Origin of the sequence: Streptomyces sp. DH41, from assembly GCF_029813785.1 — a bacterium.
Taxonomy (GTDB): Bacteria; Actinomycetota; Actinomycetes; order Streptomycetales; family Streptomycetaceae; genus Streptomyces.
Window position 1 is genome coordinate 115,058 of record NZ_JARVKY010000007.1, and the last position, 19,144, is coordinate 134,201.

Here is a 19,144-nt window from a genome sequence, read left to right on the forward strand (position 1 = left end):
TCACGGGCCCATCCGTGTACGGGTCCACCCGTGTACGGGTCGAGCCGGGTACGGGCTTACGGGAAGGTGAGGCGCCAGGAGTCGATGTAACCGGTGTCCTGCCGGCCGAGGTCCTGGACACGCAGCTTCCAGGTGCCGTTGGCCGCCTCGGAGGAGGCGTTGACCGTGTAGGTCTCGTGCACGTCCTCCGCGGGGTCGTAGCCGCTGTTCTTCAGTCGGTACGCCGTCCCGTCGGGCGCGACCAGGTCGATCCGCAGGTCACCGCGCCAGCTGTGCACGATGTCCACGCCCACCTTCAGGTCGCTCGGCGCGTTCCCGGCCCGGCCGGAGACGGTGAGCGAGGAGGTCACCGCCGACCCGTAGTCGGGGATGTTCACGTTCGCGCCGCTCTCGAAGGTCGTGCCGTCGCCGCCACCGCCACCGCCGGGGCGCGCGCCGACGTTGATGCCCGCCCACGCGTGCTGCACCGCCGTGTACTCGGCGCTGTCGGTGCCGTACAGCTCACCGGCCGCCGCGAGGGTGCCGGTGCGGGCGCCCGCGTAGTTGGTGGTCGACGTGAACTTCGTGGTCAGCGCGCGGAACCAGATCTTCGCCGCCTTGTCGCGGCCGATGCCGGTGACCGGGAGGCCGTCCGAGGTGGGCGAGTCGTAGCTGACACCGTTGATGGTCTTGGTGCCGCTGCCCTCGCTCAGCAGGTAGAAGAAGTGGTTGGCCGGGCCCGACGAGTAGTGGACGTCGACGTTGCCGATCCCCGAGTACCAGTAGTCCTTGGACGCGCCGTCCTTGCTGGGCTCGTCCATGTAGCGCAGCGGGGTGCCGTCGCCGTTGATGTCGATCTCCTCGCCGATGAGGTAGTCACCGACGTCGGAGGAGTTGTTGGCGTAGAACTCGACGGACGCGCCGAAGATGTCGGAGGTGGCCTCGTTCAGCCCGCCGGACTCGCCGCTGTAGTTGAGCCCCGCGGTGTTGGAGGTGAGGCCGTGCGTCATCTCGTGCGCGGCCACGTCGACGGAGGTGAGCGGGTTGGCGTTGCCGGAGCCGTCGCCGTACGTCATGCAGAAGCAGCCGTCCGACCAGAAGGCGTTGACGTAGTTGTTGCCGTAGTGGACCCGGGAGTAGGCGCCCACACCGTCGCCGCGGATACCGGACCGGCCCTGGACGTTCTTGTAGTAGTCCCAGGTCAGCGCGGCCCCGTAGTGGGCGTCGGCGGCGGCGGTCTCCGCGTTGCCCGCGCTGCCGTTGCCCCAGGTGTCGTCGGGGCCGGAGAAGAGCGTGCCGGTGCCGGAGGTGCCCCGGTTGAGGTTGTACGTCTTGTGGTTGCCGCGCGTGGTGTCGGTCAGCGTGTACGACGACCCGGACTGCGCGGTGCCCAGCGTCACCGTGCCGCTGTACAGGGTGTTGCCGGTGCCGTTGTGGATCGCCTGGTACTCGTAGAGCTTGGCACCGGTGGCGGCGTCGGTGACCACGTGCAGCTCGTTGGGGGTGCCGTCCTCCTGGAGGCCGCCCACGACCGTCTCGTAGGCCAGTACCGGGGTGCCGCTCGCCGCCCAGATCACCTTGCGCGGTGCGCGGTCGGCGGCCGGATTCTCGGCGCCGGCGGCCTTCGCGGCGGACACGGCCTGCCGCTCGGCCTTCCCGGCGGCGATCCTCGGCGTCACGGTGGCCGGTGCGATCGCCTTGGCGGTGGCCTTCACGACCCGCTCGGTCTTCCCGGAGTCGGTGCTGACGACCAGGTCACCGCCGAGGACGGGCAGCCCGTCGTAGGTGCGCTCGTAGCGGGTGTGCACGGTGCCGTCGCGGTCCTTGACCACGTCGCGGACGACCAGCTTCTCCTTGGCGCCCAGGCCGAGGCCGTCGGCGGTCCTCGCCTTGCCGGCGTCGGCGTCACGTATCAGCTCGGCGCGCTGTGCCGGGGTGAGCTTGACGGACTCGGCGCCCGGGGCCGGGGCGGGTGCCGCGGTGGCGGCGCCGGACTGGACCGCGGTGGCGATCAGCGCGGCGACACCGGCCAGGGCGACGGCCGCGGCACGACGGTGCGTGGCGCGGGGCCCGGTGGTGCGGTGGGACGCGGTGTGGGAGGTGCGTCTGTGGGGAGTGCTGCTGCTCAACACTGACTCCTTCTGCGTGGCCGCGGGTCGCGCGGCCAGGGGAGACCGGTCGGCGGGTGAGCCGGCCGGGCGGTACTGGGCGGTACGCAGAAACGACGTGCCAGGAGCTGGCCGCGGCACAGCGCTGGTGGGCGAAGCTGTGGGGGCGCTGTGGAGCGGCCGTGGGAAGAGTGGCAGGAGAACCGGGTACCTGTCAGGAGCGCGTCAGAAAGTTCCGGGAAGTTGGCCGGAAATCGTTCGTTGACCGGGCGTTCATGTTCGATATATGGAAGTGACGCTTCGGTGCGGTAATGGCCGCGTGGTACCGACTGTTCGTTCAGCCGGTGCCGGTGCCGGTGCCGGTGCCGGTACGGGGCCCGGCCGACGGCTCTCCGTGCCAGGAGCCCCACAGCGCCGCGTACGCCCCGCCCGCCGCCACCAGCTCGTCGTGCGTGCCGAGTTCGGTCAGCAGGCCGTCCTCCATCACCGCCACCCGGTCCGCGTCGTGCGCGGTGTGCAGGCGGTGCGCGATGGCGATGACCGTACGGCCCTCCAGCACGGCGGCCAGGGCCCGCTCGGTGTGCCGGGCCGTCGTCGGGTCCAGCAGGGCGGTGGCCTCGTCCAGGATCAGGGTGTGCGGGTCGGCCAGCACCACGCGGGCCAGGGCGAGCTGCTGGGCCTGCGAGCCGTCCGCCCGGTGACCGCCCCCGCCCAGCTCGGTGCCGAGACCCCCGGGCAGCTCCCGCACCCACTCCTCGGCACCCACCGCGCCGAGCGCGGACCACAACTCCTCGTCGGTGGCCTCCGGTTCGGCGACGACGAGGTTGTCGCGGACCGTGCCGAGGAAGACATGGTGCTCCTGGGTGACCAGCACGACCTGACGGCGCAGCCGCTCCGGCCCGAGGCCGACCACGGGCACCCCGCCCACCGTCACCGACCCCTCCGTCGGCGCGTCCACGCCCGCCAGCAGCCGGCTCAGCGTGGTCTTGCCGGCCCCGGACGGCCCGACGACCGCCAGCCGCTCACCCGGCCGCACCGTCAGATCCACCCCGCGCAGCACCTCACCGCCCCGGCCGTAGGCGTACCGCACCGCGGACACGTCGATACGGTCGTCCTCCGGGACCGGCGAGTCGTCCGTCGCCGCCCGCGGGGCGCGCGCCAGCCCCTCCACCCGGGCGAAGGAGGCGCCACCCGCCTGGAGCTGCTCCACCCGGACCAGCACCTCGTCGAGCGGCCCGGCCAACTGCTGGAGATACACCGCCGACGCCACCACCGCCCCCAGGGTCACCGACCCCTGCGCGTGCAGGATCCCGCCGAGCAGCAGCACGCCCGCCACGGGGACGACGTAGGAGATCTCCACCGCCGGGAAGAACACGCTGCGCAGATACAGCGTGTGGAACCGCGTGCGCCGCGCGGCCTCCAGCGCCTGCCGGTTCGTCGTGACGCGCCGGCCGGCCAGCCCGAACGCCTCGACGGTGCGGGCCCCGGCCACCGTGGCGGCGAGACTCTCGGCGACCTCCGAGGTGGCCGCCCCCTCGGCCAGATAGCCGGCCCGCGCCCGGCGCAGGTACCAGCGCAGCGCGAACCAGACCGGCGTCAGCCCCAGCACACCCACGGCACCGAGCAGCGGGTCGAGCACGAACACCGCGGCAGTGAGGAACAGCGCCTGCACGGAGTTGACCAGCAGGTCGGGTCCGGCGTCGCGCAGGGTCGTGCCGACGGCGGACACGTCGGCGGTGCCGCGCGTCGTCAGGTCACCGGTGCCGGCCCGCTCCACCACGGACGCCGGCAGGGCCAGCGCCCGGTCCACGAACCGCTCCCGCACCCGGGCGAGCGTCCGCTCCCCGAAGCGGTGCCCCACGTACCGCGCCCAGCGGGCCAGCAGCAGCTGCGCCAGCGAGCACAGCAGGATGGCGAGCGCCATCCGGTTCACCGTGCCGACCCCGCCCCCGGCACGCACCTCGTCGACGATCCGGCCCAGCAGCCACGGGCCCGCGAGCCCGGCGAGGGCGGCCAGCGCGTTGAGGCCGAGGACGAGGGCGAAGGCCCCCCGGTCGGCGCGTACGAGGTGGGCCGCCGCACGGCGGACATCGGCGCGCCCGGCGACCGGGAGCTGCTCCGAAGACGTCATCGGGCCACCTCGTCGTCCCGTGCGACCAGCGACCGGTACCCCGGCTCGGTGTCCAGGAGTTCGCGATGACCGCCGGTGGCGACGACCTTGCCGTCGACCACGTAGTGCACGACGTCCGCCCGGTCGAGCAGCAGCGGGGAAGTGGCGGCCACCACGGTCGTACGGCCCTCGCGGGCGTCCCGCAGCCGGTCCGCGACCGTGGCCTCGGTGTGCGCGTCGAGTGCGGAGGTCGGCTCGACGGCGAGCAGGACCTCGGGGTCGGCCAGCAGGGCCCGGGCCAGCCGGATCCGCTGGCGCTGGCCGCCGGAGAGGGTGCGGCCCTGGGCCGCGACGGGAGTGTCCAGGCCGTCGGGGAGGCCACGGACGATGTCGTCGGCGGCGGCGGTGTGGATCGCGTGGAGCAGGTGCGCGTGCGTCCCGGCGGGCCCGGGCCCCCGGGAGGCGTCCGCGGGTCCGTCGTGTCCGTGCGCGCTTCCGCGACGCCGCCCTGTGCCGGCACCCCCTACGTCCCCGCGGCGAGGCCCCGTTCCGGTACCGCCCGTGCCCCTCGGGCCGGCTCCGTCGGCTTCCGCCGCGCCGATCACCTCGCGCAGGACGCCCGCGAACAGGTCGGCCTCCGCCTGAGCGACCAGGATGCGGGCCCGTACCTGTCCGAGCGCCACCCCGGTCAGCGGCACCCCGCCCCACGTGACGTCGGAGGGCGTGTAGCGGCCGAGGCGGTCGATCACCGTGGCGGCGTCGGCCGGCCGGGCGCCGGCCAGCGCGGTCAGGCGGCCCGGCAGTACGCGGACGCCGGAGGCCGGGTCGTGCAGCACCGCGGGCTCCGCGGGGGCGTCGAGGACGCCGTCGTCCGGCTCGGGCTCCAGCCGCAGGAACGCGACGACACGGCGTGAGGCCACCACCCCCTGGTTGAGCTGCTGGGCCATCTCGATGAGGTACGCCACCGGCCACCCCAGCGCCACCACGTACCCGTACACCGCCACCAGTTCGCCCACGCTGATCCGCCCCTGCACGGCCAGCCGGGCGCCCAGCCAGGTCACCAGCCCCAGGAACAGCATCGGCAGGCCCAGACCGAGGGCCTGGATCCAGCTGGTCACCGCCCCGACCCGGTAACCCTGCTCGCGCAGCCGCCCCGAGTCCCGGCGGAACGCGTCCGCGACCAGACCCTTGCCGCCCAGTCCGTTCAGCACCCGCAGCCCGCCCGCGAGGTCGCCGATCCGCGCGGTCAGTACCGCCTGCCGCTCCCGGTACTCGGTCTCCGTGCCCTGCAACCGCCCCATGAGCGGCCCCAGCAGCACGCCGATCACCGGCACCCCGAGCAGCACCACCAGGGCGAGCCGGGTCGACACCGACAGCATCAGCCCGCCGACCGCGGCATAGGCGACGACCGCGCCGACGCCCGGCCCCACGGCGGTCAGGGCCCTGCTGATCGTCTGCACGTCGCCCACCCCGATGGTGACGACCTCGCCGGCTCCCACCTGCCGGCGCAGCGCCGCACCGAGCCGCGTGGCGTGCCCGACGACCACCTTGACCGTGCGGAAGTTGGCGTCCATCCGCACCCGTGTCATGGTGCGGTGCCGCATGACGCCCAGCCAGGCGTTGAACGCCCCGACGGCGACCAGCGCCCCCGTCCAGCCCGCCAGCGCGCCCAGGTCACCGGGGACCAGGCCGTGGTCGATCGCCCGGGCCGTCAGGTACGGCGTCGCCGCCAGCAGCACCATCCAGACACTGGCGAACACCGCCCCCGCCAGGCACCGCGGCCACTGCCGCGCCACCAGCCACCCCAGGTAGCGCCAGCCGCCCCGGCGGTCGGGCGTGCCGGGGTCCTCGTACGCGTCGATCATCGCTGCCTCCCCCGGCGGCCTGCCGCATGGACCTCCCGGACTCCCGCCCTCACGCCAGACTGTCCCGCCAGGCCCGGTGCAGGTCCGCGAAACGCCCCGTACCGGCGATCAGCCCGGCCGGTGCGCCGTCCTCCACGATCCGGCCGTGCTCCATCACCAGCACCCGGTCGGCGATCTCCACGGTGGACAGCCGGTGCGCGATCACGACCGCCGTACGGCCCTTCAGCACCGTCGCCATCGCCCGCTGCACCGCCCGCTCACCGGGGACGTCCAGCGAGCTGGTCGCCTCGTCCAGGATCAGCACCGCCGGGTCGGCGAGCAGCGCGCGGGCGAACGCCACGAGTTGCCGCTGCCCCGCGGAGATCCGGCCGCCCCGCTTGCGGACGTCGGTGTCGTAGCCGTCGGGCAGCGCGGCGACGAAGTCGTGGGCGCCGATCGCCTTCGCGGCCCGCTCGATCTCCTCCCGCGTCGCCTGTGGACGGCCGATGGCGATGTTCTCGGCGACCGTGCCGGAGAACAGGAACGCCTCCTGCGTCACCATCACCACCCCGCGCCGCAGTTCGGGCACGGCCAGGTCGCGCAGATCGGTGCCGTCCAGCAGGACCCGCCCGTCGGAGGGGTCGTAGAACCGGGCGAGCAGCTTGGCCAGCGTCGACTTGCCCGCGCCCGTCGAGCCCACGACGGCGACCGTCTGCCCGGCCGGGATCGTCAGGTCGAAGCGGGGCAGCACCTCGCCGCCGGTGCGGTAGCCGAAGCGGACCCCGTCGAAGACGACCTCGCGCCCGGGATGCTCGGACGCCGGCGGCGGCAGCTCCTTCGGCGCGGCCGGCTCGGGCACGGACGGCGTCTGGGCCAGCAGTCCGGCGATCTTCTCCAGCGAGGCCGCCGCCGACTGGTAGGAGTTCAGGAACATGCCGAGCCGGTCGATCGGGTCGTACAGCCGGCGCAGGTACAGCACCGCCGCCGCCAGCACGCCGAGCGCCAGCGTGTCGTCCGCGACCCGGTAGGCGCCCCACAGCACGATCCCCGCGACGGCCGTGTTGGCGACGAGCCGCGAACCGACGACGTAACGGGCCATCTCCAGCAGCGCGTTGCCGTTCGTCCGCTCGTGGCGCCGGTTCAGTACGGCGAAGTCGGCGTCGTTGGCGGCCTCGCGGCGGAAGGCGCGCACCGGCCGGATGCCGTTCATCGTCTCCACGAACTTCACGATCACCGCGGCGATCGCCGTGGACCGCTGCCGGTACACCCGCCCCGCCCGCCGCTGGTACAGCCGCACCAGCCCGTACAGCGGCACGAACGACGCCACCGCGACGCCGCCGAGCCCCAGGTCCAGCCAGAGCAGCAGCGCCGCGATGTAGACGAAGGAGAGGATGACCGTCACCAGCTCCTGGAGACCCTCGTCGAGCAGCTCGCGCAGCGACTCCACGTCGGTGGTCGAGCGGGAGATGAGCCGGCCCGAGGTGTAGCGCTCGTGGAAGTCGACGCTCAGCGCCTGCGCGTGGCGGAAGATCCGGTCGCGCAGGTCCAGCAGCACGTCCTGGCTGACGCGGGCCGCGGTGGCGATGAACGCGTACTGCAGCCCGCCCGCGGCCAGCGAGCACAGCAGGTAACCGGCGCCCACCGCGATCAGCGGACCGTGGTCGTCGTCCCGGAGGGCCGGCACCGCGTGGTCGATGGCGTACGCCACCAGCAGCGGGCCCGCCTGCACCGCCGCCTGCTGGAGCAGCAGGAGGAAGGCGGTGAGGGCGACCCGGGCCTTCCACGGCACCAGCAGGGAGCGCAGCAGGGCACCGGTCGCGCCCGGCGGGCTGGGCAGGACGTCCCGGTCGAAGAGGTCGTCGGCCGCGCGGGTCTCCGCCTCGGCCGCCGGGTCCCCGTCCTCCGGTCGCTCCCGGTCCGGCGCGGTGGCCGTGGGCGCGGTCATCGGCCGTCCCCTTCCTCTGACTCCTCGTGCCCGACGTGCGCGTCCTGCCCGTCGCGTTCTTCGTGCCCGGACATCAGGTGGGCGTACTCGGCGTTGGTGCGCAGCAGTTCCTGGTGGGTGCCGACGGCGGTGACGCGGCCGCCCGAGAGCAGCGCGACGCGGTCGGCCAGCAGCACCGTGGACGGGCGGTGCGCCACGATCAGGGCGGTGGTGTCCGCGAGGACCTGCCGCAGGGCGGCCTCCACGGCGGCCTCGGTGTGCACGTCCAGCGCGGACAGCGGGTCGTCCAGGACGAGGAACCTCGGTGTGCCGACCACCGCCCGGGCGAGCGCGAGGCGCTGCCGCTGGCCGCCGGACAGGGTGAGGCCCTGCTCGCCGACCTGGGTGCCGGTGCCCTGGGGGAGGGCGTGCGCGAAGTCGGCCTGCGCGACGGCGAGCGCCCGCACCAGCTCCTCGTCGCCGGCGCCTTCACCGGCCCCCATCAGCACGTTCTCGCCGACGGTCGCCGAGAAGAGCGTGGGCTCCTCGAAGGCCACGGCGACCATGGAGCGCAGTTCCTCGCGGGGCAGGTCGGTGATGTCCCGGCCGTCCAGCGTGATCCGTCCGGAGGTCACCTCGTGCAGGCGGGGGACGAGCGCGGTGAGCGTCGTCTTCCCGCTGCCGGTGGCCCCGACCAGGGCCATCGACTCGCCGGGGCGGATGTGCAGGTCGACCCGGTCGAGGAGGGGCGGGGAGTCGGGGGGCGCGTCGGGATACCGGAAGCGGACGCCCTCGAACCGCAGGCCGTCCCTGTCGCTGTCGCCGCCACCGTTGCCGTCACCGGCGTCGGCTTCGCGGCCGGCCTGGGAGCGGGCCGTCGTAGCGGCCGCACCGGTCTCGGCCTCCGCGTCCATCACCTCGAAGTACCGGTCCGTGGCCGTGGCCGCCTCCTGACTCATCGCCAGCAGGAAGCCGATCGACTCCACGGGCCACCGCAGCGCCAGCGCCGTGGACAGGAACGCCACCAGCGTCCCCGCCGACAACGACCCGTCCGCCACCTGCACCGTGCCCACCACCAGCGCCGCGGCGATCGCCAGCTCCGGCAGCGTCACGATGACCGCCCAGATGGCCGCCAGCAGCCGCGCCTTGCGCAGCTCCGTCCCGCGCAGCGTGTGGGACAGCTCGTGGAAGGCCCTCGCCTGGCTGCGGTGCCGGCCGAACCCCTTGATGATCCGGACGCCGAGCACGCTCTCCTCGACCACGGTCGTCAGATCACCGACCTGGTCCTGCGCGCGCCGCGCCACCGCCGAGTACTTCTTCTCGAAGATCACGCAGGTGATCATCACGGGAATGGCAGGCCCCAGGGTGACCAGCCCCAGCGTCCAGTCCTGCACCAGCATGATGGCCACGCCGACCAGGATCGTCACTCCGTTGACCAGCAGGAACGTCAACGGAAAGGCCAGGAACATGCGCAGCAGCATCAGGTCCGTCGTCCCGCGCGACAGCAGCTGCCCCGAGGCCCACCGATCGTGGAAGGCCACCGGCAGCCGTTGCAGACGCCCGTACAGGTCCGCCCGCATCCCCGCCTCGACCCCGGCCAGCGGCCGGGCCACCAGCCACCGCCGCAGCCCGAACAGCAGCGCCTCCGCCAGCCCGAGCAGCAGCAGGTACAGCGCCCCGAGCCACACGCCGGCCGGATCGCGGTCGGCGACCGGCCCGTCCACCATCCACTTGAGGACGAGCGGGATCACCAGCCCCACGCAGGAGGCGAGGATCCCCACGCACGCGGCACTCCCCAACCGCGCCCGCACGGGCCGTACATAGGGCCACAGTCGCAGCAGCGAGCGTACGGTGGACCGTTCCCCGGCGGGATCCGGCGCGCTGTTCGGCCCGGGAACCGGAGCGGGGTCCTTGGTGGGTACAGGTGTCGTGGGCATCAGCAGCGAGCCTACGGTTCACCACTGACACTGCCCATCGGATTTTCGCGCTCACCGGGGTCGTACGGGGGCATCAACCGATCGGCTGATGCGCCTTCGAGCGCGTCGGCCGATGTGCCGCACGCCCGTGTCCCGGGACCCTGACGTCATGCCCGTCATCGAAGTCACCGATCTGCGCAAGTCCTACGGCGACCACCCCGCCGTCGACGGTGTGTCGTTCGCCGTCGAGGAGGGCGAGATCTTCGGCATCCTCGGCCCGAACGGCGCCGGCAAGACCACCACCGTCGAGTGCGTGGAGGGCCTGCGCGTCCCCGACGCGGGGCGCGTCCGCGTCACCGGCCTCGACCCCGTCGCCGACCACAGGGAGGTCACCCGCGTCCTCGGCGCCCAGCTCCAGAAGAGTGAGCTCCAGCCGAAACTCACCGTCCGCGAGGCCCTGGAGCTGTACTCCGGCTTCTACCCGAAGCCCGCCGACTGGCGCCCGCTCGCCGAACGCCTCGGCCTCACCCCGAAGCTGGACTCCCGGTTCGGCAAGCTCTCCGGTGGCCAGAAGCAGCGCCTGTCCATCGCGCTCGCCCTGATCGGCGACCCGCGGATCGTGGTGCTGGACGAGCTGACCACGGGCCTCGACCCACGCGCCCGGCGCGAGACCTGGCAGCTCATCGAGGACATCCGCGCGGACGGAGTCACCGTCCTGCTGGTCACGCACTTCATGGAGGAGGCGCAGCGCCTCTGCGACCGGATCGCCGTGATCGACAAGGGGCGGGTGGCCGCCCTGGACACGCCGGCCGGGCTGATCCGCCGGTCGGCGGGCGCCACCGTCATCAGCTTCACGCCGTCGGCGCCGCTGGACGACGACGACCTGAACGCGCTGCCGGGGCTCGCCTCGGTCCAGCGCAAGGACGGCCGCGTCACCCTGTCCGGGACCGACGAGACGGTCAACGCCGTCATCACCCTCCTCGCCCGCACCCGCGTCACCGCCCACCAGCTGCGCGTCACCGACGCCACGCTGGACGACGCCTTCCTGGACCTCACGGAGGCCACGGCATGAAGACCGACGTCCTCAACACCGCCGTACTGAAGACGGAGATCCGCCTCTTCGGGCGCGAACCGGGCAGCGTCTTCTGGATCCTGCTCTTCCCCACCCTGCTCCTGGCCATCCTGGGCTCCGTCCCGACCTTCCGCGAGACCGACCCGAACCTCGGCGGCCTGCGGCCGGTCGACGCCTACGTGCCGGTGGCCGTCCTCCTCGGGCTGATCGTCGGCGGGCTCCAGGGCATGCCGCCGACGATCGCCGGCTACCGGGAGAACGGCATCCTGCGCCGGATGTCGACCACGCCGGTACGGCCCGCCGCCCTGCTGACCGCGCAGATGCTGGTGCTCGGCGGTGGCGCGCTGCTCTCGGCCCTGGTCACCCTCGCGGTCGGCCGGCTCGCCTTCGACGTGACGCTGCCGGGGCAGCCGTTCGGCTACCTCCTCGCCCTGCTGCTCGCCCTGGGCGCGTCCCTCGCCCTGGGGGCCCTGCTCTCCGCCCTGGCCCGCACGACGAAGATCGCCACCGCGCTCGGGTCGACCGCGCTCTTCCCCGCCATGTTCTGCGCGGGCGTGTGGCTGCCGGTGGAGGCCATGCCGGACGTGCTGGGCGACATCGTCGGCTGGACCCCTTTCGGTGCCGCCGCGCAGGCCCTGAACGACGCCGCGGCGGGCGACTGGCCGGGCTGGACCCACCTCGGTGTCCTGGCGGCCTGGACGGTGCTGCTCACGGCGGCGGCCTCGCGCTGGTTCCGCTGGGAGTGAGCACATGGGGCAGCGCGCGGGCGTGGCCGACAATGACGCCATGACGCAGACGACGCTGATCGACGACCGATGGGCGTTGTTCGAACGCTGGGGCCCGTACGGCCTGTTGCTCCTGAGCACCCCGATCGCCTGGGCGACCGCCGACGCGTTCGCGATGACCACGGCCGAGCGCTGGACGTGCGGCGCCCTGATCGGCGCGGCCGTCGTCCTGCACCTGTGCTGGAGCAGGGTGGCCCGCACCCGTCCCGGACCGTCCACCGCCGCGGGTGTCTGGCACTATGCGATCCGCTGGGCGGTCGGGTTCGCGCTCACCTGGGCGAATCCGTTGTTCGCCTTCTACGCCGCCATCGGCTACTTCAGCGTCGAGCGCCTGCTTCCCCGCCGCCTGCGCAAGGCCGGTCTGTTCGCCACCGCCGTGACGCTGGCGGGCTCGCAGGCGGGCGGGCTGCCGCCGAGCGGGCAGCTGCAATGGGTGCTCTTCGGCGCCATTCTCGCGGCCAACACCGTGCTGGTCCTGCTCTTCGGTCACTTCGCCGAGCTGGAGGAGGCCCGCTCCCAGGCCCGTGTCGAGACCATCGCCGAACTGGAGCGCACCAACACCGCCCTGCAGCAGGCCCTCGACGAGAACGCCGCCCTGCACGCCCAACTCCTCGTGCAGGCCCGGGAGGCCGGCGTCGCCGACGAGCGCCGGCGGCTGGCCGCCGAGATCCACGACACCCTCGCCCAGGGACTGACCGGCATCATCGCCCAGCTCCAGGTCGTCGCGGCCACCCCCGACCAGGCCCTCGGCCGCGCGCACATGGAGCGCGCCCTCGCCCTGGCCCGCCACAGCCTCGGCGAGGCCCGCCGCTCCGTGCACAACCTCTCCCCGGTCGCCCTCGCCGACGACGGACTGCCGGACGCCCTGAAGAAGACGGTGACGGAGTGGGGCGAACGAACGGGGATACCGGCCGGGTTCACCGTCACCGGCACCGCCGAGCCGCTCCACGACGAGGTCGCGGCCACCCTCCTGCGCATCGCCCAGGAGGCCCTGTCCAACACCGCCCGGCACGCCGCCGCCGGCCGGGTCGGCGTCACCCTCTCCTACATGGGCGACGAGGTCACCCTCGACATCCGTGACGACGGCCGGGGCTTCGACCGTGACGCCGTACGGCGGCGCACCCACACGGGAGGCTTCGGCCTCCCCGGCATGCGGGCCCGCGCCGAACGCATCGCCGGGTCACTCACGGTCGAGGCGGAACCCGGCCAGGGGACGGCCGTCTCGGCTCGCGTACCGTTGGTCCGCCATGACCGATGACGCCGTGATCTCCCTCCTCATCGTCGACGACCACCCCGTCGTCCGCGACGGCCTGCGCGGCATGTTCGAGTCCGCGCCCGGCTTCCGCGTCCTCGGCGAGGCCGCGAACGGCGTCGAGGCGCTGGAGCGGGCCGCCGCCCTCGACCCGGACGTCATCCTCATGGACCTGCGGATGCCGGGCGGCTCGGGCGTGGACGCCATCCGGGAACTGACCCGGCGCGGCGCCCGCGCCAAGGTCCTCGTCCTCACCACGTACGACACCGACTCCGACACCCTGCCCGCGATCGAGGCCGGCGCGACCGGCTACCTCCTCAAGGACGCGCCCCGCGACGAGCTGTTCACCGCGGTCCGCGCGGCGGCCGAGGGCCGCACCGTCCTCTCCCCGGCCGTCGCCACCCGCCTGGTCTCCGCCGTCCGCACCCCCAGGGCACCCGGCGGCGAACCCCTCTCCGCCCGGGAGCGCGAGGTGCTCGCCCTGGTCGCCCGGGGCACCTCCAACAAGGAGATCGCCCGTGAACTGTTCATCAGCGAGGCGACCGTGAAGACCCACCTCACCCACCTCTACGCCAAACTCGGTGTGGGCGACCGCGCGGCCGCGGTGGCGGTGGGCTACGACCGGGGCATCCTCGGCTGAGCCGCGGCCGGGCTCAGGACGCCGGGTAGGGCAGCAGTCCGCCGTCCACCCGCTCCCAGGCCGCCCGCAGTTCGGCCAGCAGCTCCGGCCGGACGGCGGCCAGGTCGGCCTGTTCACGGGCGTCGGTGCCGAGGTCGTACAGGTGGTCCCCGCCGTCCGCGTCCCGGTAGTACTTCCAGTCGCCGCGTCGCAGCGCCCGGTTGCCCCGCACCCGCCAGAACAGGTCGCGCCCGGGTACGTCCTCGCCCCGCAGGAGGTAGCCGGCCAGGCTGTGGCCGTCCAGCGGGTACGCCGGGTCCGGCCGGGCGCCGCCCAGCTCCAGCAGGGTCGCCGTCCAGTCCGGTGAGTACACCGGCTCGTGGCTGACCTGCCGGGCGTCGACACGGGCGGGCCAGCGCAGGATGGTCGGCACCCGGATGCCGCCCTCCAGCAGCTCGGACTTCCCGCCGCTGAGCGGCCACTGGTACGAGAAGCGCTCACCGCCGTTGTCGCTGGCGAAGACGACGACGGTGTTCTCCTCCTGCCCGGAGCGGCGCAGCGCGCCGAGCACCTCGCCGACCGACGCGTCCAGGCTCCGCACCATCTCCCGGTACTTCTCCACCGAGCCGCCGTCGCTGTGCCGCAGCCCGCCCAGCACCTTCCCGGCGCGCACCCTCGCGGCGATCTCGGCGCCGGTCTCCTCGTCGTCCTCGGTCAGCCACGGCCAGTGCGGGGTGGTGAAGTTCAGGTTGAGCAGCCAGGGCCGGTCGTGGTCGCGGCCGACGTACTCGACGGCCCGCTCGGTGAGGACGGTGGTGTAGTAGCGCAGGTCCTGGTAGGTGGAGTCGCCCTCGTACAGGTCGTAGTCGCCGAGCTGGCCGAGCTTGGAGAAGTACTCCAGTGCCCCGCCGAAGTTGCCGAAGAACTCGTCCCAGCCGGACTTGGTGGGGCTGTAGTCCGGCAGCCAGCCGCAGTGCCACTTGCCGATGAGCGCGGTCGAGTAACCCGCCCTCTTCAGCAGGGAGGCCAGCGTGGGGTGATCCGGGTCCAGGCCCTGGGAGCGGTTGCCGAGAGGCTCCGCCAGGCCTCCCTTCGCGCGCCCCGGAAAGCGGCCCGTGTAGAGGCTGAAGCGCGTCGGGGAGCAGGTGGCCGAGCCGGAGTAACCCTGGGTGAACCGGACGCCCTGGGCGGCGAGCCGGTCCAGGTGGGGCGTGCGGATGTGCGGGGCGCCGTAGGACGACAGGTCGGCCCAGCCGAGGTCGTCGCCGAGGATGAACAGGATGTTGGGACGTCTGCGGGGGCGGGCCGCGCCGGGGCGGGTCCGGAAGGGGCGTTCGGCGGGGGAGGCCGCGGCGGTGTCGGAGGCGCCGGCCACGGCGCCCACCGCGCCGCCGCCCAGCAGTCCGCCGAAGACACGACGGGATATCTCAGGCATGCGTCATCCCTGGGGAAGAGGAGAAGAGTCGTGAGGAGAGGAGGGGGAAGCGAAGAGACGTGAAGAAGAGGCGAGGAGAGGCGCGGAAGCAGGCGCGCGGGTCAGCGACAGACGGCGCTGGACTGCCGGCACAGGTCGACGTGGCGTCGCACCACGAGTGCGACGCCCACGGACCGGCGGGCAGCGGAGGACCTCATGCTCCGGGACGCTGCCAGCCGGCCGGTACGCCGGTCAAGAAGATCGCCGCCGAGTTCACGGAGCCGAAACGAGACCTCAGCCGACGACCCGCAGCAGCAGCACCGACCGCGCCGGCACCGTGATCTCCGTCCCCGCCGGGTGTGTCCCGCCCGGGGCGTCGGCCTGCCGCTCCCGGCTGGTGTCGACGACCACCTCGTACCGCTGTGCCCACGGCGGCCCCGGCAGCGCGAAGCCGGCCGGCCGGTCACCCGCGTGCAGGACGGTCAGGAAGCTGTCGTCGACGATCGCGGCACCGCGCTCGTCCCGGCCCGGGATGTCCCGGCCGGACAGGTACATGCCGAGGGTGGCGGCGGGGGCGTACCAGTCCCGCTCCGTCATCTCCGTGCCCCGGGCCGTGAACCAGGCCAGGTCGCGCAGGCCGTCCGCGGAGTGCGCCCGGCCGGAGAAGAAGGCCCGGCGGCGCAGGACCGGGTGTTCGTGCCGCAGCGCGATCAGCCGGGAGGTCAGCTCGAACAGCGGCCGCCACTGAGGGTCGTCCAGCAGACTCCAGTCCACCCAGCTGATCTCGTTGTCCTGGCAGTAGGCGTTGTTGCTGCCGCCCTGGGTGCGGCCCAGCTCGTCGCCCGCGACCAGCATCGGCACCCCGGTCGACAGCAGCAGCGTGGTCAGCAGGTTGCGCAGCTGGCGCCGCCTGAGCGCCCGTACCTCCTCGTCGTCCGTCTCTCCCTCCGCGCCGCAGTTCCAGGACCGGTTGTCGTCGGTGCCGTCCCGGTTGCCCTCGCCGTTCGCCTCGTTGTGCTTGCGCTCGTAGGAGACCAGGTCCCGGAGCGTGAAGCCGTCGTGCGCGGTGACGAAGTTGACCGACGCGTACGGCCGCCGCCCGCCCCACGCGTACAGATCGCTGGAGCCCGACAGGCGGTAGCCCATCTCCCGCACGTCCGGCAGCGCGTGCCGCCAGAAGTCCCGCACGGAGTTGCGGTAGCGGTCGTTCCACTCCGTCCACAGCGGCGGGAACGCGCCGACCTGGTAGCCGCCCGAACCGACGTCCCACGGTTCGGCGATCAGCTTCACCCGCCGCAGCACCGGGTCCTGCGCGATCACCGCGAGGAACGGGGACAGCATGTCGACGTCGTGCATGGAGCGGGCCAGCGCCGCCGCGAGGTCGAAGCGGAAGCCGTCCACGCCCATCTCCGTCACCCAGTAGCGCAGGGAGTCGGTGATCAGGCGCAGGACGTGCGGCTGCACGACGTGCAGGGTGTTGCCGCAGCCCGTGTAGTCGGCGTACCTGCGCGCGTCCGGCTGGAGGCGGTAGTAGCCGCGGTTGTCGATGCCCTTCAGGGAGAGCGTCGGGCCCAGCTCGCCCGCCTCCGCCGTGTGGTTGTAGACCACGTCGAGGATGACCTCTATGCCCGCCGCGTGCAGCGCGCGCACCATCCGCTTGAACTCGCCGACCTGCTCACCGGTGGTGCCGGAGGCGGCGTAGGCGGCGTGCGGGGCGAAGTAGCCGATCGAGTTGTAGCCCCAGTAGTTCTTCAGGCCGCGCTCCAGCAGATGACTCTCGTGCGCGAACTGGTGCACCGGCAGCAGCTCCACCGCCGTCACGCCCAGCCGCGTCAGGTGCTCGATCGCCGCCGGATGCGCCAGACCGGCGTACGTGCCGCGCAGCTCCTCGGGGACGCCGGGGTGCAGCTTGGTGAAGCCGCGCACGTGCAGCTCGTAGATGACGGAGTCCGCCCACGGCGTCTTCGGCCGCCGGTCGTACGTCCATTCGTCGTCGGGGCCGCCATCGTGGACGACGACGCCCTTCGGGACGTACGGCGCCGAGTCCCGGTCGTCGCGCACGGTGTCCGCCACATGCTGCTCGGGCCAGTCCCGCACATGCCCGTACACCTCGGGCGGCAGGGAGAAGTCGCCGTCGACCGCACGCGCGTACGGGTCGAGCAGCAGCTTCGCCGGATTCCAGCGGGCGCCGGTCCACGGGTCCCAGCGGCCCCGCACCCGGAAGCCGTACCGCTGCCCGGGACCCACGCCCGGCACGAAGCCGTGCCAGATCTCGTGCGTCAGCTCGGTCAGCCGCACCCGGCTCTCCCTGCCACCGGGGCCCGGACCGTCGAACAGACAGAGTTCCACCGACTCCGCCCCGCCCGCCCACAGCGCGAAATTCGTCCCCGCCACCTGGTCCGGGCCGGTCCGGAACCGGGCGCCCAGCGGCACCGGGGTGCCGGGCCAGGCCGGCACGGCGGGCGGCACCGCGGCACGCCGCGCGCCGTTGACCACGACGGCGGGGCGCCCGTCCTCGGCGGCCTGGTCGCCGGCCACCTCCTGCTCGGCTGCGCTGGACACCTGTCAGCCTCCTGCGGCTCGTGGAACGACGTGCCTCAGACAGGAAGACGGGAGGAGGGCGTGCGGCGTCCCGACCGCCGCTCCCCGTCGCGTCGTCCTCCCCACAGTTCTGCCCACCGCATGGCTCGCACTCACGTTTCCCCAGGGCCGACCGGTCGTTACGGGTGGATGTGAGGCACGTACATGGGCGCGCACGGCGCGCGGGGGCCGCTCTGGCCGCCGTACTGACATGGGCAGGACTGCTGGCCGGGGCCGCCGGTTGCACCTCGGACGGCGGCGGATCCGGCGGTGGCATCGGCGGCATCGGCGGGGTGTTCGGCAAACCCCCCGCGGCGGAGGAGGCCATCCGCATCACCCCGGACGACGGCAGCAAGGCGGTCCGGCCGGAGAAGAAGCTGTCGGTCCGGGTGCCCGACGGACGGCTGGAGTCGGTGAAGGTGGTCAAGTCGCAGGACGCGCAGGAGACCCCGGTGCCCGGCCGGATCTCCGACGACGGCCTGCGCTGGGAACCCGACGACGACCGGCTGGCGCTGGCCGCGAGGTACACCGTCGACGCCGTCGCCCTGAGCGGCCAGGGGCGCCGTTCCGCCCGGCACACCACCTTCACCACCTACGTCCCCGACGAGCGCTTCATCGCGTATGTCGCCCCCGAGAACCGCTCGGTCGTCGGCACCGGCATGATCGTCTCGCTCGAGTTCAGCCGGGAGATCTCCGACCGCGCCGCCGTCGAACGCGCCGTCTCGGTGACCGCGGAACCCGCCACCGAGATCCGCCCCCACTGGTTCGGCAGGGACCGCCTCGACTTCCGCCCGAAGGAGTACTGGAAGCCCGGCACCGAGGTCACCGTCGACCTGCGCCTGCGCGACGTCGAGGGCGCGCCGGGGATCTACGGGCTCCAGCACAAGACGTTCTCCTTCAGCGTCGGCCGCAGCCAGGTCTCGCTCGTCGACGCGGCCGAGCGCACCATGCAGGTACGCCGGGACGGCACGCTGCTGACCACCGTGCCGATCACCGCGGGGGCGCCGAAGACCCCCACCTACAACGGCAAGATGGTGATCACCGAGATGCTCGACGTCACCCGTATGAACAGCCGCACGGTCGGCTTCGGCGGCGAGTACGACATCCCCGACGTGCCGCACGCCATCCGCCTGACCAGCTCCGGAACCTTCCTGCACGGCAACTACTGGGCGCCCGAGGACACCTTCGGCCGGGCCAACGTCAGCCACGGCTGCGTCGGACTGCGCGACGTCAAGGGCGGCGGTTCCGACACCCCGGCGGGCTGGTTCTTCGACCGCAGCCTGATCGGCGACGTCGTCGAGGTGGTCCACAGCAAGGACAAGAAGGTCGCCCCCGACAACGGTCTCGGTGGCTGGAACATGAACTGGGAGAAGTGGAAGGCGGGCAGCGCGGTGAAGTGACGGCGGACGTGACGCCGACGTGATCTCGGCCCCCGATCGCCAACTCGGTACGGAACAGTGACAATTCCGCTGCCCCCCACCCCCCTGGCCTGCGGTTACGATGCGCCCGTGCGTGCGCAGGCGCACTGGGGCGCGGGCCCG

Annotated in this window: 13 protein-coding genes; 5 read left to right on the forward strand and 8 right to left on the reverse strand. The window is 73.1% G+C overall.

The window, feature by feature from the left end:
- Positions 1-56: 56 nt before the first annotated feature.
- The 5 genes from QC283_RS14015 to QC283_RS14035 form a co-directional block, all read right to left on the reverse strand.
- Positions 57-2,108, reverse strand: coding sequence for a M4 family metallopeptidase (locus QC283_RS14015; protein ID WP_279561823.1), 2,052 nt, complete (start codon positions 2,106-2,108; stop codon positions 57-59).
- Positions 2,109-2,424: 316 nt separating this feature from the next.
- A complete protein-coding gene (locus QC283_RS14020; RefSeq protein WP_279561824.1) occupies positions 2,425-4,218 on the reverse strand; it encodes an ABC transporter ATP-binding protein in 1,794 nt (597 codons plus the stop codon).
- Complete coding sequence (locus QC283_RS14025) at positions 4,215-6,062, reverse strand: ABC transporter ATP-binding protein (protein WP_279561825.1); 1,848 nt, start codon at positions 6,060-6,062, stop codon at positions 4,215-4,217. Before QC283_RS14025 ends, QC283_RS14020 begins: the two co-directional genes overlap by 4 nt.
- Positions 6,063-6,111: 49 nt before the next feature.
- On the reverse strand, positions 6,112-7,986 hold the full coding sequence (locus QC283_RS14030) for an ABC transporter ATP-binding protein (RefSeq protein WP_279561826.1): 1,875 nt from the start codon (positions 7,984-7,986) through the stop codon (positions 6,112-6,114).
- Positions 7,983-9,902 carry an ABC transporter ATP-binding protein gene (locus tag QC283_RS14035; RefSeq protein ID WP_279561827.1) on the reverse strand — a complete coding sequence of 640 codons (1,920 nt, stop codon included), beginning with the start codon at positions 9,900-9,902 and terminating at the stop codon, positions 7,983-7,985. The genes QC283_RS14030 and QC283_RS14035 overlap by 4 nt, the downstream gene beginning before the upstream one ends.
- A gap of 148 nt (positions 9,903-10,050) precedes the next feature.
- Here QC283_RS14035 and QC283_RS14040 point away from each other — a divergent pair, with 148 nt between their 5' ends.
- The 4 genes from QC283_RS14040 to QC283_RS14055 are packed head-to-tail and all read left to right on the forward strand — an operon-like array spanning position 10,051 to position 13,630.
- Complete coding sequence (locus tag QC283_RS14040) at positions 10,051-10,953, forward strand: ABC transporter ATP-binding protein (protein WP_279561828.1); 903 nt, start codon at positions 10,051-10,053, stop codon at positions 10,951-10,953.
- Entirely contained in the window at positions 10,950-11,699 is a 750-nt protein-coding gene (locus QC283_RS14045; protein WP_279561829.1) for an ABC transporter permease, read from the forward strand. The genes QC283_RS14040 and QC283_RS14045 overlap by 4 nt, the downstream gene beginning before the upstream one ends.
- A gap of 40 nt (positions 11,700-11,739) precedes the next feature.
- On the forward strand, positions 11,740-12,996 hold the full coding sequence (locus QC283_RS14050; protein WP_279561830.1) for a sensor histidine kinase: 1,257 nt from the start codon (positions 11,740-11,742) through the stop codon (positions 12,994-12,996).
- Positions 12,986-13,630, forward strand: coding sequence for a response regulator transcription factor (locus QC283_RS14055; protein ID WP_279561831.1), 645 nt, complete (start codon positions 12,986-12,988; stop codon positions 13,628-13,630). Before QC283_RS14050 ends, QC283_RS14055 begins: the two co-directional genes overlap by 11 nt.
- 13 nt (positions 13,631-13,643) lie before the next feature.
- Here QC283_RS14055 and QC283_RS14060 read toward each other — a convergent pair whose 3' ends face one another.
- The 3 genes from QC283_RS14060 to glgX all read right to left on the reverse strand — a co-directional run bounded on the left by QC283_RS14060 (position 13,644) and on the right by glgX (position 17,585).
- Positions 13,644-15,044 (reverse strand): sulfatase family protein, encoded by a 1,401-nt coding sequence (locus QC283_RS14060; protein WP_279561832.1) that lies wholly within the window; start codon positions 15,042-15,044, stop codon positions 13,644-13,646.
- 101 nt (positions 15,045-15,145) lie between these two features.
- Positions 15,146-15,241: a putative leader peptide gene (locus QC283_RS39575; protein ID WP_361741438.1), complete on the reverse strand. Its 96-nt coding sequence runs from the start codon at positions 15,239-15,241 to the stop codon at positions 15,146-15,148.
- A 76-nt stretch (positions 15,242-15,317) separates the two neighbouring features.
- The gene (glgX, locus tag QC283_RS14065; RefSeq protein ID WP_279561833.1) at positions 15,318-17,585 is read right to left on the reverse strand and encodes a glycogen debranching protein GlgX; all 2,268 of its coding nucleotides are present in this window, start codon (positions 17,583-17,585) and stop codon (positions 15,318-15,320) included.
- A gap of 170 nt (positions 17,586-17,755) precedes the next feature.
- Here glgX and QC283_RS14070 point away from each other — a divergent pair, with 170 nt between their 5' ends.
- Complete coding sequence (locus QC283_RS14070) at positions 17,756-19,003, forward strand: L,D-transpeptidase (RefSeq protein ID WP_279561834.1); 1,248 nt, start codon at positions 17,756-17,758, stop codon at positions 19,001-19,003.
- The last annotated feature ends 141 nt before the right edge of the window (positions 19,004-19,144 follow it).